This is a genomic window from Oscillibacter valericigenes, from assembly GCF_021531915.1.
GTDB classification, from domain to species: Bacteria; Bacillota; Clostridia; order Oscillospirales; family Oscillospiraceae; genus Oscillibacter; species Oscillibacter valericigenes_A.
This window is the reverse complement of sequence record NZ_JAFBIV010000003.1, coordinates 220,880-234,875: the sequence shown is the minus strand read 5'-3', so window position 1 is coordinate 234,875 and position 13,996 is coordinate 220,880. Positions and strand designations below refer to the sequence as shown.

Genomic DNA, 13,996 nt, shown 5'->3' with positions numbered 1-13,996 from the left:
CCCGATTCTCATGAATCGGGGGTGCATTCTATCTATGTAATATCTGTCGCATCATCTTGCAGTCCGCACGGGCCGAGCACTGATGTCAACTGTTCTCTTGATGAAATTATTCCATGTAGAACTTGCAATTCGGGGTAAGATGTAATATCATGTAAAAGTACAGAATTCGGATAAAGGATGGCGCTTTGCGGACCATCCCGGAGATCTCAAATTGATTTAGGAGGCACATCCATGAATTACAGTGCGCTGATCCAAAACAGAAAATCTGTCCGCGAGTTCGCGGATAAGAAGGTGTCCGCTGCTGCGCTTGCGGAAATTGAAACCTATTATCAGAAGTCCTGCCAGCGTCTGGTTCCCGACCTTGAGACAAAGCTGTGCGTTTTCGGTGAGGAGGCCAAGGAGGCTTTGGAGGGCGCCGCTGGTTACGAGAGCTTTTTGGTCGGCGCGCCGAACTATCTGGTCCTCCTGTCCGCCAAGGGCGATCAGGCCGGTGAGAACGCCGGTTTCATGATGGAGGACATGGTTCTGAAGCTGACTGACATGGAACTGGGCTGCTGTTGGATCACTTTCACCGACAGCGAGAAGGTCAAGGCCGCTCTGAAGATCGACTCTCCTCTGGATGTGGCCGCTATTGTGGCCTTTGGCCAGGGTCTCAAGACCACCAAGCGCCTGCGCGTGAACATCCTGAGCATGTCCAACGTGGATATCGCCGCCCAGCGCCAGTATTTCGCCCCCAAGCACGGTCTCCACGACATGGTGTTCATGGATACCTGGGGCAACACTCAGGGCGTTGACGAGTACATCGGCTTCTATGACGACATGCTATGGGAGGCTCTTTACGCGGCGACCCTGTCTCCCAGCTATCTGAACAGACAGCCCTATGGCTTCATCATCCATGAGGGCCAGATCACTCTGGTGAAGGCGCCGGACAGCTACACTGACGAGATCGATGCCAAGCTGGGCCTGGGCATCGTGCTGCTGCACTTCTCCAGCACCGCTTCTCAGTGGGCCGGAAAGATCAAATGGAGTTTCGGCGCGGATGCCGCAAAACTCCAGCTGCCGGAGGGCTACGAGGCTGTTGCATCCTGCAAGCTGTAACAGACCCCGCAATGCAACAAAAAGGCCCTGGAGAGGACTTTGCCCTCCAGGGCTTTTCAGCTTCCGCATACCCGAAGCCAAAACAGGTGAACATTGATTCAGAAGGAGCTGCCCATGATTTCTCAGGAGATTCATTATGTCGGCGTCAACGACCACGCCATTGACCTGTTTGAGAGCCAGTACCGCGTTCCCAACGGTATGGCCTACAATTCCTATGTGATCGCCGATGAAAAAAATGCCGTCATCGATTCGGTGGATGCCCATTTCACGGAAGTCTGGCTGGAGAACATCCGGACCGTGCTGGGCGGAAAGGCCCCCGACTACATCATTGTTCAGCATATGGAGCCGGACCACTCCGGCAGCCTGCTCCGGTTCCTGGAGGCCTATCCCACTGTGCAGGTAGTGGCTTCCTCCAAGGCCTTTGCGATGATCAAGAATTTCTTCCATACGGACCTTGCGGAGCGGCAGATAACTGTGGGAGAGGGCGATACCCTGTCCCTCGGCCGGCACACCCTGCGCTTTATCACTGCCCCTATGGTTCACTGGCCCGAGGTCATCATGACTTACGACAGTACGGACAAGGTGCTGTTCTCCGCCGATGCCTTCGGAAAGTTCGGCGCTCAGGACGCGGCAGAGGCTTGGGATGGCGAGGCCCGGCGCTATTACATCGGCATTGTCGGCAAATACGGCGGACAGGTACAGACGGTTCTGAAGAAAGCAGCGGCGCTGGATATTGAGATCATCTGCCCGCTGCACGGACCGGTACTGAGCGAAAACCTGGGCCATTACATAGACCTCTACAGCAAGTGGTCCTCTTACACCCCGGAGGAGGATGGCATCCTGATCGCTTATACCTCTGTCTACGGGAATACCAAAAAAGCCGTGGAACAGCTGGCGGAGGCATTGGAAAAATCTGGTCAAAAGGTCACGGTTTACGATCTGGCCCGCAGCGATATGTCCCAGGCGGTGGCTGACGCATTCCGATACAGCAAGCTGGTCCTTGCCACGACTACCTATAACAATGACATTTTCCCGTTCATGCGGGAGTTTATCGAACACCTGACTGCCCGGGGTTTCTGCAACCGCACGGTGGCTATCATGGAAAACGGCAGCTGGGCTCCCTCCGCAGCCCGTGTTATCAAAGGCCTTCTGGAAAAGAGCAAAAACCTGACCTTTGTGGAGCCGGTGGTGACGCTCCGCTCCGCTCTGAGCGAGGAGAGCGCTGCCCAGCTGGAGCTGCTGGTGAAAGCCTTGTGCGGTGAAGGCTGTGTCTCTGAGAGTGCGTCCAACGGCAAAAAGAAGTTTGTCTGTAAGATCTGCGGCTATGTGTACGAGGGCGAGACGCTTCCCAAGGATTTCGCCTGCCCCATCTGCAAACGGGGAGCCGAAGATTTTGAAGAAATCAAGTGAATCCGGAGGGAATTATCGTGAGCAATACCAAGTTTTACATCTGTGAGCATTGCGGAAACATCGTCGGCAAGATCCATGACGCAGGCGTTCCTCTGATGTGCTGCGGCCAGAAAATGAAAGAACTGGTCCCCGGCACTGTGGAGGCCAGCACGGAAAAGCATATCCCTGTATTCACTGTGGAGGGCAATCTTGTCAAAGTTTCCGTGGGTGCTGTCGAGCATCCGATGACCGAAGAGCACCTTATCCAGTGGGTCTATCTGCAGACCACTTCCGGCGGTCAGCGCAAGTCCCTGACTGCCGGCTCCGCGCCTGTGGTCACCTTTGCTCTCACCGACGATGACAAGCCGGTGGCGGTCTACGCCTACTGCAACCTCCACGGTCTGTGGATGGCGGAGATCTGAAGCAGCATTGACATTCAATATGATCCCAAATTTTTAATAAAAGGAGTGTTTTGTAATGAAGTACGTTTGCGATCTGTGTGGTTGGGTTTACGATGAGACTGTTGGCGATCCCGATCACGGCATTGCCCCTGGCACCAAGTTTGCCGATCTGCCCGAAGATTTTGAGTGTCCCCTGTGCGGCGCCGGCAAGGACCAGTTCTCTGCCGAGTAAATCGCCGGGAAGCGGTGGACTCCTGGTATCATCAGAAAATGTGTTTTTCTGACTCCAGACGCTGCATAAAATGCCAAGGGCGTTCTGTGGATTTCCGCAGAGCGTCCTTTTTCATTGGGAAAAGGCTCCTGTTCGCTTTGAAAATGCTGACCGTCTATACTGCAATGCATAATAGCACCCAAAGTTTGCGGATAACTTCGAAACAGCGGCAGCGAGCCATGGCAAAAGCAGAATTCGCAGCACACCTGAAATACGCCTGCGCAGCCGAGGTGGGTGCTTCCGACGGCAGCAGCCAGTCTCGCCCGAAAGAACCGGGTTGCTTCCTGAAACAACAGAAAACCAAGGACACGGCCTTGGGCCGTGTCCTTGGTTGATTCAATCCGCCAGGCCCGCTTTCCGCAGGGCCAGCACGATGATGGGGATCAGAATGATATGGACGATGATGCCGGGGACAGCGTTGACAAACGCACCCGCCATAAAGGCCGCCCAGGTAAAGGCGGAGCCGTTGAGGCCCATGAGCACCACCATGACGATGCCCCAGATCACGCGGCCCGCCAGCATGGCAGCGATCAGGGCCACGTAGACATTGAGCACCTTCTTGGGCAGCTTCCGATAGAGGATACCGCTGACCAGACCATAAGCTGCCAGCTCAAAGCACATGGCAGCGCCGGTGGGGAAGAGGGGCGGCATACCGAACAGGGCAAACCGCAGCAGCGGCGCCACGGCGCCCACCGCCAGGGCCCACCAGGGGCCGCAGAGGAAGCCCGCCAGCAGGACGGGAATGTGCATGGGACACAGGGCGCTGCCCACCTGGGGGATCTGACCCGTCAGGAAGGGCAGGACCATGCAGAGGGCCAGACAGACCGCCGCATAGGTCAGGTGCAGGATGGGACTGGTTTTGACATTGGTTTTCACGTTGGGTTTCTCCCTTTCAAAGTAGTTTGCCGTCTTGAACGGGAGGCCGTACCTTGGGATACGATTTTGAAAATGCGCTGGGGAACTCTCCGGCTTGGCCGGAGGGATTATTCACACAGGGAGCGCAGCAGGTCTACCGCTTCCTCCATGAGCTTTGACAGTGTCAGGGACTGGGTCCCCACCACGATGTTGCTGCACTGGTTTACCGGCAGCAGCAGCTTTTTGGCGGCGCTCTGGCCCACGGCCACCGCCATGGCGGGGGTGATCTCCCCCATGAGAGAATCCGCCGACAGGATGCCGATGGGGCCCACGATCACATCCGCCGTGCGGCAGGCCACCAGCACCGGGTTCTCCCCGGTGGCGCCGGCGGAAGCGCCGGCCTTCAGCATAGCCGCCGTGGCGATGGCGTTGGTACCCACCGCCACGATCTCGCAGGGCAGTTCCGCCGCCCTGGCACGCTCGATGAACAGTTGGCCCATGCGGCCGCTCTGGCCGTCGATGACAACTACTCTCATGCCTCCACCTCCAGGATCAGATCGCAGCGGGCTGCCGCGTCCGTTTTCTCAAAATAGCGCCGCTCCAGGGGGATCCAGAGATCAAAAAACCGCTCCGCCATTTCCGGGGTATTGCGCTTCCGGATACGGCTGCGCTGCAGAACCGGAGAAATGCGCAGGAAGGCCGACAGGTCATAGCAGTCCGCCAGGGCCGGGTGCATGCTGTACGCTCCCTCCACGATGTTCAGCGCCTTGGGCGCCACAGGGACAGGCGACAGCACCGTCTGGGTCCGGCAGTCATAGCGGCGGTAGGAAATCTCCTGACCCCCAGCCAAGGGCCGCAGGACCTCCTCCGCAAACCGCTCCCGGTCCACATTGCCGCCGGGCTCCGCCAGCCGCTCCGCCGTCCGCTGCTCCGGCCGCAGGAAAAAGTCATCCATGTGGAACACATTGCAGTCGTAGATCTTTGTCAGCAGCGCCGCCAGAGTGGTTTTTCCGCTGGCGCTGCCGCCCTCAATGGCCACGGTCACCCGGTCCCGCTCCGCCCGCTTCTGGTCGATAGCTGCCAACAGGGGCAGGAGCCAGACGAATTCCCGACCGATGACCCGGTAGGCCGGATGGTATACCGCACGGAACCGCTCTGAGTGGTGACAGGCGGGGAAGCCCGCCTGGCGCCAGATCTCCACAGCCTCCTCGGTTTCCTCCAGCAGAAAGGGAAGTTTGCCCGCTTCCGCCAGGGACAACAACACCGTCAGCTTTTCCTTCAGGGCTGATATGTCACCGGAGGGCTTTTCCGCCGACAGGGCAAACAGCCGGAACAGGGTCTCCGGCGCAAGGCCCGTCTTTTTCAGATAGCCCAGGTGGACCCGGCAGTAGGGACCGTCCAGAGGCTCCACGTCTGTCCGCAGGTCCGGGGCCTCCAGTTCCCGGCGCAGCAGCGCCAAGCCAGCGGCCCGGTCCGTCACAAAATGGCCGCAGCCAAAGATGCTCTGGTGCAGCCCCTTCAGCAGATCGCCGGGCTCCAGAGCCGGATATCGTTTACACTGGTCCAGCAGATATTCCGTTGTCCTTTTCTGCACACTCATGGTCTTATCATACCACTTTCTCCGGCGTCCGGGCAACCCTTTTCAGGAAATATCACAGGGTTTCGGCACCGCTCATCCCGTTTTTTCCATTTTCCAATGTGCTCGACAGATTCAGACAGCATATGACCAAGACTTTGTGTATGATAAGATGTAGCCACCAATATTTTGTGTGTGGCGAAAAAGGAAGGAAGGAATACCTGTCATGAAGTCTATTCCCAAGGAGTATTTGCTGCTGTTCAACGCCATTTCCGATGCGGAAGAGATCCTGAACCAGCTGCGAGAAACTCTCATCGCTGCCCAGCAGCAAGCTGAGGACCTGTACCTGAGCATCCCGGAGGATACTCCGGAATCCGCCTGACCTGACGCGCATCTCAGAAAATCCGTTGCAATTCCCACGGACAGCCATTCCAACATGTGCTATACTATAGCAAAACACGATCAGGAGGCGCTTTATGCTGCACATCGGCTGTCACTTGTCCTCCTCCAAGGGCTTTGCCGCCATGGGGAGGCAGGCGCTGGAGCTGGACGCGGATACATTTCAGTTTTTCACCCGAAATCCCCGTGGAAGCAAAGCCAAGGACCTGGACCCGGCGGATGCCGCGGCCCTGGTATCCCTGATGGAGGAGCACAGCTTTGCCCCCATCATCGCCCACGCGCCCTATACCCTGAACCTCTGCGGCGCGGAGGAGAAAAACCGCGTCTTTGCCCGGGAAACCATGGCCGACGACCTGCGGCGCATGGAGCATGTGCCCGGCCAGTACTACAACTTCCACCCCGGCAGCCATGTAGGGCAGGGGGTGGAAACCGGCATCACCCTTATCGCCGAGGGCCTCAACGCAATTCTCACCCCGGATCAGACCACCACCGTCCTGCTGGAGACCATGGCGGGAAAGGGCAGTGAGGTGGGCGGCCGCTTCGAGGAACTGCGGGAGATCCTGGACCGGGTGGAACTCTCCGGCAAAATGGGCGTATGCCTGGACACCTGCCACGTCTCCGACGGCGGATACGACATCATCGGCGACCTGGACGGCGTGCTGACGGAGTTCGACAGAGTGATCGGCCTGGACCGACTGAAGGCCATCCATCTCAACGACAGCAAAAACCCCATCGGTGCCCGGAAGGACCGCCACGCGCGCATCGGCGAGGGCTTCATCGGATTGGAGGCCCTGGCCCGGGTGGTACGGCATCCGGCGCTGAAGGACCTGCCCTTCTGTCTGGAGACCCCCAACGAGCTGCCCGGATATGCCCGGGAGATCGCCCTCATGCGGCAGCAGGCGGAGCAATTACAGTGATCGCAGTAAAAGAGGACGCGCAGGCGTCCTCTTTTTTTATTCAGGTATCCGGCTTGCTCTTTTTCAGCATATCCCGGTTCTGCTGCAGCAACTGCTCCGACGCATACTCCAGTTGTTCCACCTCCCGGTAGCGGTCGCCCAGGCCATTCTCTTTCAGCGCAGATGCCGCCTTGCCGCGGAATACCAGCTTCAGCAGGATCGGCGTCAGGATGGCACAGCCCACTACGGTGATAATGACAGGCGTCATCAGGCTCTGGCTCAGCACGCCCATGCTCAGCCCCCGGTTGGCTACGATCAGGGCCACCTCACCGCGGCAGGCCATGCCGGCGCCCACCTGGAGGCACTCCTCCCGGTGAAAACCACACATTCTGGCACCCAGCCCGCAGCCGATGATCTTGGACAGGACCGCCACTGCCAACAGCAGCAGAGAAAAGGCCGCCAGTCCGCCGCTCAGCTCCGGCAGCTCCACCTTGATACCGATCCCCGCAAAGAAGATCGGCGTCAGCAGCAGATAGCTCAGGGTGGTAAACTTGGCTTCAATATACTTGGCCTTGGGTGTGGAGGCGATCACCAGTCCCGCCACAAAGGCGCCGATGATGTCCGCCACGCCGAAGAATTCCTCAGCGCAGTAAGCCATCAGCAAGCACAGCACAAAGGCCAGCACCGGATAGCGGCGGAGATTTTTTCCGTCTGCTTGGTCGATCATCCACTGGAAAAATCTCCTGGCCAGCAGCGCCGCCACCACGGCAAACACAAAAAACAGGGCGATCTTTATCAACACCAGCCCCAAGCTGGCCCCCTGGCCCGCCAAGCTGGAGACGACCGTCAAGGCGATCAGGCCCAGCACATCGTCGATCAGCGCGGCGGCCAGAATGGTAGCACCCACCTTCGTGTCCAGCCTGCCCAGTTCCTTCAGGGTCTCCACGGTGATACTGACAGAGGTGGCGGTCAGAATGGTGCCTAAAAACACATCCTCCAGCAGCGTATTATCCGGCAGCCACCCCGCCTTTCCGGCCAGCCAGCCGAAGGCCGTGCCCATGGCCAAAGGCACCAGCACACCGCACAGAGCTACGCAGAAACCGCTTTTTCCCGCGTTTTTCAGCTCTTTCAGATCTGTGGTCATACCTGCCGTAAACAGGATCACGATCACCCCCAGCTCACTGAGCTGGGACAAAAACTCCGTCTCTGTCAACACATCCAGCACAGCCGGTCCCAGGATCAGGCCCGCCAGCAGCGCACCCACCACCTGGGGCATCTGGAACCGCCGGGTCAGCATTCCCAGCAGCTTGGTACTCATCAGGATCAGTGCCAGGTCCAACAGATAATGATAGGACATTGCGCAAGACTTCCTTTCCGGGTGGGCAGACTTTCCGCCCATGTTATCCTTCTCTCTTGGAGCCTACATTGTAGTCTCTTTCCGGGAAGATGCAAGAGGAATTCTGCACAAAATCACGGTGCTTTTTTGCCATTTCAAAAGGAAAGCGCCCCGCTTTTCAGCGGGGCGCTTGTCATCATATGGGAATGATGTGTCCGGGCAGGGAATCAGCCGATGCCGCCGTAGATGGCACCCAGGACCAGGGCCAGCAGGGAGGCAATGCAGAACACCCACTTGCCCAGAGAATAGAACAGCTTGTAGACTTCCTTCTTGCCGCCCTCGTTGACAGCCGCCAGAGCGGTCTCCTTCTTGAGGACCCAGAAGAACATGATACCGGCCAGCAGAGCGCCCAGGGGGCAGATGTAAATGGAGACAACGTCCATCCACTGAGAGGTCCAGGGCTGGATCATGATGGAAACCACCAGGCCGATGGCACCGATAATGACAACGGAGGGAACGCGCTTCAGGTGCAGCTTCTCCTGCAGGAAGGCCACGGGAGCCTCATACAGGTTGACGATGGAGCTGACACCGGCGAACAGCACGCAGATGAAGAAGATCATGCCGACGATACGGCCGCCGGGCATGCCGTTGAACACGTTGACCAGATAGACGAACATCAGGCCGGGGCCGCCAGCAGAGGGCTCCACGCCGCCTGCCGCCATGGCGGGCAGGATGACGAAGGCAGCCAGCAGAGCAGCCAGGGTGTCGAACAGGGCCACGTTGCGGGCGGAGGAGGGCAGGTCCTCGTTCTTGGGCAGGTAGGAACCGTAGATCACGGAGCCGTTGCCGGCAATGGACAAGGAGAAAAAGGCCTGGCCGAAGGCGAAGATCCACACCTGGGGATTCAGCAGACCGGCGGGATTCAGGGTGAAGATGTACTTGTAGCCGTCGGAGGAGCCGGGCAGGAAGGCAATGTAGACGCCCAGAGCCACGAACAGGAAGAATAGGGCGGGCATCATGATCTTGTTGGCCTTCTCAATGCCGCCGGCAACACCCATGGCCATGATGATCAGGGAGACCACCAGACCGACGATCTGCCACACGCCGTTGCCGATGCCGAAGATGCCGTTGCTGGTCATCATGCCGATGGCCTCGCCCAGGGTAGCAGCCTCGGGAGCGGTGGCACCGAAAGCGCCGCCGATGGCGGGCATCTCAGTGCCCAGGGCATACAGGCTGCCGGAAATACCCATCCAGCAATACTTGAAGATCCAGCCCATGACCACGGTGTAGCCGATGGCCAGCATCATGGAGCCGATGATGGGGATGGCGCCGATGGCTTCGCCCACGCCCTTCTTGCCAGTGCGCTCTTCGGTACACTTACCAAAGGCACCCACAGGGCCGGCAGCAGCCCAGCGGCCGAGGGCAAATTCCTCGATGACGCCGGTGGCGCCGATCAGGACGACGAAAATGAAATAGGGGATCAGGAAGGTCAGGCCGCCGAATTTGGAGACCATGATGGGGAAGCGCCAGATGTTGCCCATGCCGACGGCGGAGCCGATGCAGGCCAGAATAAAGCCCCATTTGCTCTTAAAGCCGTCGCGCTGTTCCAGAGTCTGATTGCTCATGCGTTTGACACTCCTTTATCTTTCTCAAAAAATGAGCGGCGCCCGCGGAATTTATTCAATTCGCGGACGCCGCTTTTCACACACATTCTCTCCCGTGCTCTTTCCACGCGGCACGGATTACGCAGAATTTTGCTCAGAGAGAGGACTTACTTCTCCTCGTTGGGATAGGGCTCCAGGAAGGCATGGAAGTGACGCATGGGCAGGTTGTGGCCCCAGACGATGCGCATGTTGGGGATGGACTCACGGTCCTCATACAGAGCCTTGACGGCGGCGATGACGTAGTCCAGGTGCTCCTTGGTCAGGCGGCTGCGGTCGATGGCGAAACGGACCACGTTGGCCAGCTCAGCCTGCTGCTCGGGAGTCTTCAGGTCATACTCCATGGAGTAGTCGCCCAGCTCGGAGACGCGGATACCATAGCGGCGGATCAGCTCCAGAGAGAAGCCCTCACCGGCGAAGGTATCATGGCCGCGCTTGCCGTCGAAGAACTCGTCCATGTTGATGTACACGGCATGGCCGCCAGCGGGGAGCACGACGCCCTTGACACCGGCCTTGTAGAAGCCCTGAGCCAGGTACTCGCACTGCTGCACACGCTCATGCATGTAGTTGAAGTCGCAGGACTCATACAGACCCACGGCCAGAGCCATGATGTCGCGGCCGCTCATGCCGCCGTAGGAGTCGTTGCCGTAGCAGGAGATCTGCTTGACCTTCAGCAGAACGCCCACGTCGGTCTTGATGGAGCCGTCCTCGTTGAAGTCGGAGAACTTCTGCCAGAACAGGCCCTTGTCGCGGAAGGCCAGCATACCGCCCATGTTGGCGTGACCGTCCTTCTTGGCGGACATGGTGAAGCCGTCGCAGTAGGAGAACATCTCGGTGGCGATCTCGGCGATGGACTTGTCGGCATAGCCCTCTTCATTCATCTTGATGAAGTAGCAGTTCTCAGCCCAGCGGGCCACGTCGAAGATCAGGGGGATGTCGTACTTATGAGCGACGCGGTTGATCTCGCGGATGTTGCCCATGGAGACGGGCTGGCCGCAGATGGGGTTGTTGGTGATGCAGGTGAAGATCAGGGGCACGTTCTCGGGACCGACGGCCTGGATCAGCTGCTCCAGCTTCTCAATGTCCATGTTGCCCTTGAACGGGTTCTTCTCATAGGAGCCTCCCTCGGGTACCTGGTACAGGATCTCCTTGTGATACAGGTTGCGGGGCACGGAACCCATCTGCTTGATGTTGCCCTCGGTGGTGTCGAAGTGGCCGTTGGAGGGGATGGTGAACACCTTGCCAGGATGACGCTGGGCCAGGATCTTCTTGACGATCTCCATCAGGACGGACTCAGCGGCACGGCCCTGCTGGATGATGAAGGAGTTGGGGCGCTCCATCTGAGCGGCGCCGCCGTTGAACAGGCCGCCCTCGTACTCGCAGAGGTAGACCTCGTCCATCATCTTCTCCACGTCGCGGCAATCGGTGCGGACCAGGTCGATGACCTTCTTCCAGTTCTTCTCGCCGCCGCGCTCGAAAATGTCGCGGAAGGTGTCCAGCAGGACATAGTAGCCGGTGTTGCGGCCGTAGGCCTCGTCGCCCAGGAACAGGGAGGCCCACTGCTGGTTGGTCATGGCGGTGGTGCCGGAGTCAGACAGCATATCGACAGTCAGCATGCCGGAGGGGAAGGCGAATTCATTGTAGTGGGTGGCCTTCAGGGCGCGCTCGCGCTGCTCGACGGTCACATTGGGGATATCACGAACTGCAAACGTAAAGTGATGGGGGGCAGGAACGTTCAGGGGATACTCTTTAGACATAATACTTTACCTCCAATTAATGTAGGCACGGTGTGCCTTGATTTTAGAGGATACCCCGGTCGTCGAAGGCAGGGTTCCCAGGCCCGGCCTTGCGCCTAGCGGACAGTATCATTCACAGGGATAACAAGTGGAATTTGCCGCGGGCTTACTTGGCGGCGATGACCTCGATCTCCACGAGGGCATCCTTGGGGAGCCGTGCCACTTCGACCGCACTGCGGGCGGGATAGCTGCCCTCTGTGAAGAAGGTCGCATACACCTCATTCATGGCGCCGAAGTTGTTCATGTCGCTGAGGAACACGGTGGTCTTGACCACGGAGTCCATCGTCAGGCCCGCTGCCTCGAGGATGGCCTTCACATTGGTCAGGGACTGGCGGGTCTGCTCCTGGATCCCCTCGGGGAACGCGCCGGTGGCGGGGTCAATGGGGAGCTGGCCGGAAGTGATGACCAGGCTGCCCAGATCGGTGGCCTGGCTGTACGGGCCGATGGCTGCGGGAGCCTTTGCCGTACTGATGATCGTCTTCATCGGAATACGCCTCCTCTCGTTTTTCAGCGAGATGATTTTATCAGAATAAAAAAATTTTGTCAAGTCAGCTTTATGCACTTTGTACGGATAGCCAGATACACATCTCTGCTATTGTGGCAATTGCATACAACCTGCATGCAAAATCAGTTAAGAAAAATTTACAATCGTAATGAGAATTTTTTCTTTGACAAAAAATCAGGCCTTTTATATAATGGTATCAAAATCCATGGTAAAAATCCGAAATGAGGTGAGGGTATGCCCAACGTTCCCAACGCGCTTTTGCAGCATTATGTGAAATTGACGGAGTTTCTTGGGCAGGCGCTGGGCCCCGATTACGAGGTCGCCCTGCACGATCTGACGGATAAAAACCGCTCCATCATCGCCATTGCCAACAACCACGTCAGCGGACGGGAGATCGGCGCCCCCCTGACCAATGTGGCCCTCAGCATCCTGCGGGACAAGAGCTATGAGACCTCGGACTACCGCCTGCACTATTACGGTGTGTCCATCAACGGCAAGGACCTGCGGTCCAATACCATGTTCATCAAGCAGAACGGCCGTCTGATCGGCATGCTCTGCATCAATTTTGACGACAGCCGCTACCGGGCCATCAGCAACCAGGTCATGGGGCTTTGCCATCCGGATATCTTTGTGGAGGACGTGGTCATGCCTACCGCTCCGGAGCCCGGCGCCGCTCCCGCCCCCGCCCGGCATACGCCTGAAAAATTCCGCAACTCCACGGAAGCGGTGGCCATCGATGCCATCAACCGGGAGCTGGAGCGGCTGGGCGTCACTGCGGACCGCCTGACCTCCGAGGAGCGGCTGAAGATCATCGGCGCCCTGGAGACCAACGGCATCTTCCTGCTGAAGGGCGCCGTGAAGGATGTGGCCGCCGGCCTGCACTGTTCCCAGGCCAGCGTATACCGGTACCTGTCCCAGGTGAAAAACGACTCCGCTGAGACCCAGGAGTAATGGAAGCAGACACGGAAGCGGGCGGAAGCCCGCTTTCCTTTTACCATGATGCAGAAAGGACGCGTGCGCTATGCTGACCAAGCTGACTCCGGATCTGATTCCCGCCTTTACAGCAGCCTGCGCCCATGAGCGGGTGTTCGGCTCCAGGATCATGACGGCTCTGCGGACCTACGGCCCCGAGGACGCCCGCGCCCTCTTCTGGCTGCTGCTGAAGGACGACTCGCCCGCTGCTGCCCTGTATCTGGCAGGGGATGTACTGGTGGTCTCCGCTTCTCCGGATGCGGACCCGGCCCCTATCGCGACGCTGGTGCGGGAGTGTGGCGTCCGCGAGGTGGACACCAACCAGGACCAGTGCGCGGCCCTGCAAGGCCTGCTGGGCGGGACCACGGAAAGCTCTTATTATATGGTATACCGGGGCGGCCCCGTGGAGGAGGACTTTCCGGACATCACCCCCGGCAATCTGGCGGCGGTGTTCTCCGTCCTACAGCGGAGCCACGAATACTACCGGACCCATCTGCGGTTTGAACCCTGGGCCGAGGACCTGGGTCAACGGCTAGACACGGGTCTGGCAGAGCTGTATCAGCTGGAACTGGACGGCAGCGTGGTTGCCACCGGCTCCATCGCCTCCCAGGATGACGAGTGCGGCGTTATCGCGGCAGTGGCCGTGGTGCCGGAGCACCGCCACCGGGGGCTTGGCGGCCGCATCAGCCGTTTCCTGGTGAAGCGGATTTTGGAGCTAGGCAAAACGCCCCGGCTCATCTCCGGATATGATGAGGTAGCAGAACTTTACCGGCAGGTGGGCTTTGAAGCCTGCGGCCGCTGGGGCGAATTATATCTTTAAAATCAGAAAAGCAGGAGGAAT

General features: G+C 58.7%; 16 protein-coding genes. 9 read left to right on the top strand and 7 right to left on the bottom strand.

Translation table 11 applies throughout. From position 1 onward, the window contains the following. The first annotated feature begins 231 nt into the window (after positions 1–231). From JQM66_RS04265 to JQM66_RS04245, 5 genes are all read left to right on the top strand, one after another. Positions 232–1,098, top strand: coding sequence for a nitroreductase family protein (locus tag JQM66_RS04265; RefSeq protein WP_235228570.1), 867 nt, complete (start codon positions 232–234; stop codon positions 1,096–1,098). A gap of 114 nt (positions 1,099–1,212) precedes the next feature. Then, on the top strand, positions 1,213–2,508 hold the full coding sequence (locus JQM66_RS04260; protein WP_235228569.1) for an oxygen-binding di-iron domain-containing protein: 1,296 nt from the start codon (positions 1,213–1,215) through the stop codon (positions 2,506–2,508). 14 nt (positions 2,509–2,522) lie between these two features. After that, positions 2,523–2,909 carry a desulfoferrodoxin family protein gene (locus JQM66_RS04255; protein ID WP_235228606.1) on the top strand — a complete coding sequence of 129 codons (387 nt, stop codon included), beginning with the start codon at positions 2,523–2,525 and terminating at the stop codon, positions 2,907–2,909. A gap of 55 nt (positions 2,910–2,964) precedes the next feature. Beyond that, positions 2,965–3,120, top strand: coding sequence for a rubredoxin (locus JQM66_RS04250; RefSeq protein WP_235228568.1), 156 nt, complete (start codon positions 2,965–2,967; stop codon positions 3,118–3,120). 218 nt (positions 3,121–3,338) lie between these two features. Further along, on the top strand, positions 3,339–3,494 hold the full coding sequence (locus JQM66_RS04245; RefSeq protein ID WP_235228567.1) for a hypothetical protein: 156 nt from the start codon (positions 3,339–3,341) through the stop codon (positions 3,492–3,494). Between the two features lies 1 nt (position 3,495). Here JQM66_RS04245 and JQM66_RS04240 read toward each other — a convergent pair whose 3' ends face one another. The 3 genes from JQM66_RS04240 to JQM66_RS04230 form a co-directional block, all read right to left on the bottom strand. Beyond that, entirely contained in the window at positions 3,496–4,035 is a 540-nt protein-coding gene (locus JQM66_RS04240) for an ECF transporter S component (RefSeq protein ID WP_328284112.1), read from the bottom strand. A gap of 107 nt (positions 4,036–4,142) precedes the next feature. Continuing rightward, positions 4,143–4,550, bottom strand: a complete 408-nt coding sequence (locus JQM66_RS04235; protein ID WP_235228566.1) for a DUF3842 family protein — start codon at positions 4,548–4,550, stop codon at positions 4,143–4,145. Further along, a complete protein-coding gene (locus JQM66_RS04230; protein WP_235228565.1) occupies positions 4,547–5,614 on the bottom strand; it encodes a uridine kinase family protein in 1,068 nt (355 codons plus the stop codon). Before JQM66_RS04230 ends, JQM66_RS04235 begins: the two co-directional genes overlap by 4 nt. 202 nt (positions 5,615–5,816) lie before the next feature. Here JQM66_RS04230 and JQM66_RS04225 point away from each other — a divergent pair, with 202 nt between their 5' ends. Further along, positions 5,817–5,972 (top strand): hypothetical protein, encoded by a 156-nt coding sequence (locus tag JQM66_RS04225; RefSeq protein ID WP_235228564.1) that lies wholly within the window; start codon positions 5,817–5,819, stop codon positions 5,970–5,972. A 94-nt stretch (positions 5,973–6,066) separates the two neighbouring features. Beyond that, the gene (locus JQM66_RS04220; RefSeq protein ID WP_235228563.1) at positions 6,067–6,906 is read left to right on the top strand and encodes a deoxyribonuclease IV; all 840 of its coding nucleotides are present in this window, start codon (positions 6,067–6,069) and stop codon (positions 6,904–6,906) included. 40 nt (positions 6,907–6,946) lie between these two features. Here JQM66_RS04220 and JQM66_RS04215 read toward each other — a convergent pair whose 3' ends face one another. The 4 genes from JQM66_RS04215 to JQM66_RS04200 all read right to left on the bottom strand — a co-directional run bounded on the left by JQM66_RS04215 (position 6,947) and on the right by JQM66_RS04200 (position 12,162). Beyond that, positions 6,947–8,242: a cation:proton antiporter gene (locus tag JQM66_RS04215; protein ID WP_235228562.1), complete on the bottom strand. Its 1,296-nt coding sequence runs from the start codon at positions 8,240–8,242 to the stop codon at positions 6,947–6,949. A 206-nt stretch (positions 8,243–8,448) separates the two neighbouring features. Continuing rightward, positions 8,449–9,846, bottom strand: a complete 1,398-nt coding sequence (locus tag JQM66_RS04210; protein WP_235228561.1) for a sodium-dependent transporter — start codon at positions 9,844–9,846, stop codon at positions 8,449–8,451. 146 nt (positions 9,847–9,992) lie between these two features. After that, positions 9,993–11,639, bottom strand: a complete 1,647-nt coding sequence (locus tag JQM66_RS04205; RefSeq protein ID WP_235228560.1) for a tryptophanase — start codon at positions 11,637–11,639, stop codon at positions 9,993–9,995. A gap of 145 nt (positions 11,640–11,784) precedes the next feature. Further along, positions 11,785–12,162: a RidA family protein gene (locus tag JQM66_RS04200; RefSeq protein ID WP_235228559.1), complete on the bottom strand. Its 378-nt coding sequence runs from the start codon at positions 12,160–12,162 to the stop codon at positions 11,785–11,787. A gap of 255 nt (positions 12,163–12,417) precedes the next feature. Here JQM66_RS04200 and JQM66_RS04195 point away from each other — a divergent pair, with 255 nt between their 5' ends. Beyond that, positions 12,418–13,134: a helix-turn-helix transcriptional regulator gene (locus tag JQM66_RS04195; protein WP_235228558.1), complete on the top strand. Its 717-nt coding sequence runs from the start codon at positions 12,418–12,420 to the stop codon at positions 13,132–13,134. Positions 13,135–13,204: 70 nt separating this feature from the next. Next, positions 13,205–13,975, top strand: a complete 771-nt coding sequence (locus JQM66_RS04190; protein ID WP_235228557.1) for a GNAT family N-acetyltransferase — start codon at positions 13,205–13,207, stop codon at positions 13,973–13,975. Positions 13,976–13,996: the final 21 nt, after the last annotated feature.

Coding starts and splice junctions, on each gene's coding strand:
- JQM66_RS04265 (WP_235228570.1), top strand. CDS start 232: ATGAATTACAGTGCGCTGATCCAAAACAGAAAATCTGTCCGCGAGTTC.
- JQM66_RS04260 (WP_235228569.1), top strand. CDS start 1,213: ATGATTTCTCAGGAGATTCATTATGTCGGCGTCAACGACCACGCCATT.
- JQM66_RS04250 (WP_235228568.1), top strand. CDS start 2,965: ATGAAGTACGTTTGCGATCTGTGTGGTTGGGTTTACGATGAGACTGTT.
- JQM66_RS04245 (WP_235228567.1), top strand. CDS start 3,339: ATGGCAAAAGCAGAATTCGCAGCACACCTGAAATACGCCTGCGCAGCC.
- JQM66_RS04235 (WP_235228566.1), bottom strand. CDS start 4,550: ATGAGAGTAGTTGTCATCGACGGCCAGAGCGGCCGCATGGGCCAACTG.
- JQM66_RS04230 (WP_235228565.1), bottom strand. CDS start 5,614: ATGAGTGTGCAGAAAAGGACAACGGAATATCTGCTGGACCAGTGTAAA.
- JQM66_RS04225 (WP_235228564.1), top strand. CDS start 5,817: ATGAAGTCTATTCCCAAGGAGTATTTGCTGCTGTTCAACGCCATTTCC.
- JQM66_RS04220 (WP_235228563.1), top strand. CDS start 6,067: ATGCTGCACATCGGCTGTCACTTGTCCTCCTCCAAGGGCTTTGCCGCC.
- JQM66_RS04215 (WP_235228562.1), bottom strand. CDS start 8,242: ATGTCCTATCATTATCTGTTGGACCTGGCACTGATCCTGATGAGTACC.
- JQM66_RS04210 (WP_235228561.1), bottom strand. CDS start 9,846: ATGAGCAATCAGACTCTGGAACAGCGCGACGGCTTTAAGAGCAAATGG.
- JQM66_RS04205 (WP_235228560.1), bottom strand. CDS start 11,639: ATGTCTAAAGAGTATCCCCTGAACGTTCCTGCCCCCCATCACTTTACG.
- JQM66_RS04200 (WP_235228559.1), bottom strand. CDS start 12,162: ATGAAGACGATCATCAGTACGGCAAAGGCTCCCGCAGCCATCGGCCCG.
- JQM66_RS04195 (WP_235228558.1), top strand. CDS start 12,418: ATGCCCAACGTTCCCAACGCGCTTTTGCAGCATTATGTGAAATTGACG.
- JQM66_RS04190 (WP_235228557.1), top strand. CDS start 13,205: ATGCTGACCAAGCTGACTCCGGATCTGATTCCCGCCTTTACAGCAGCC.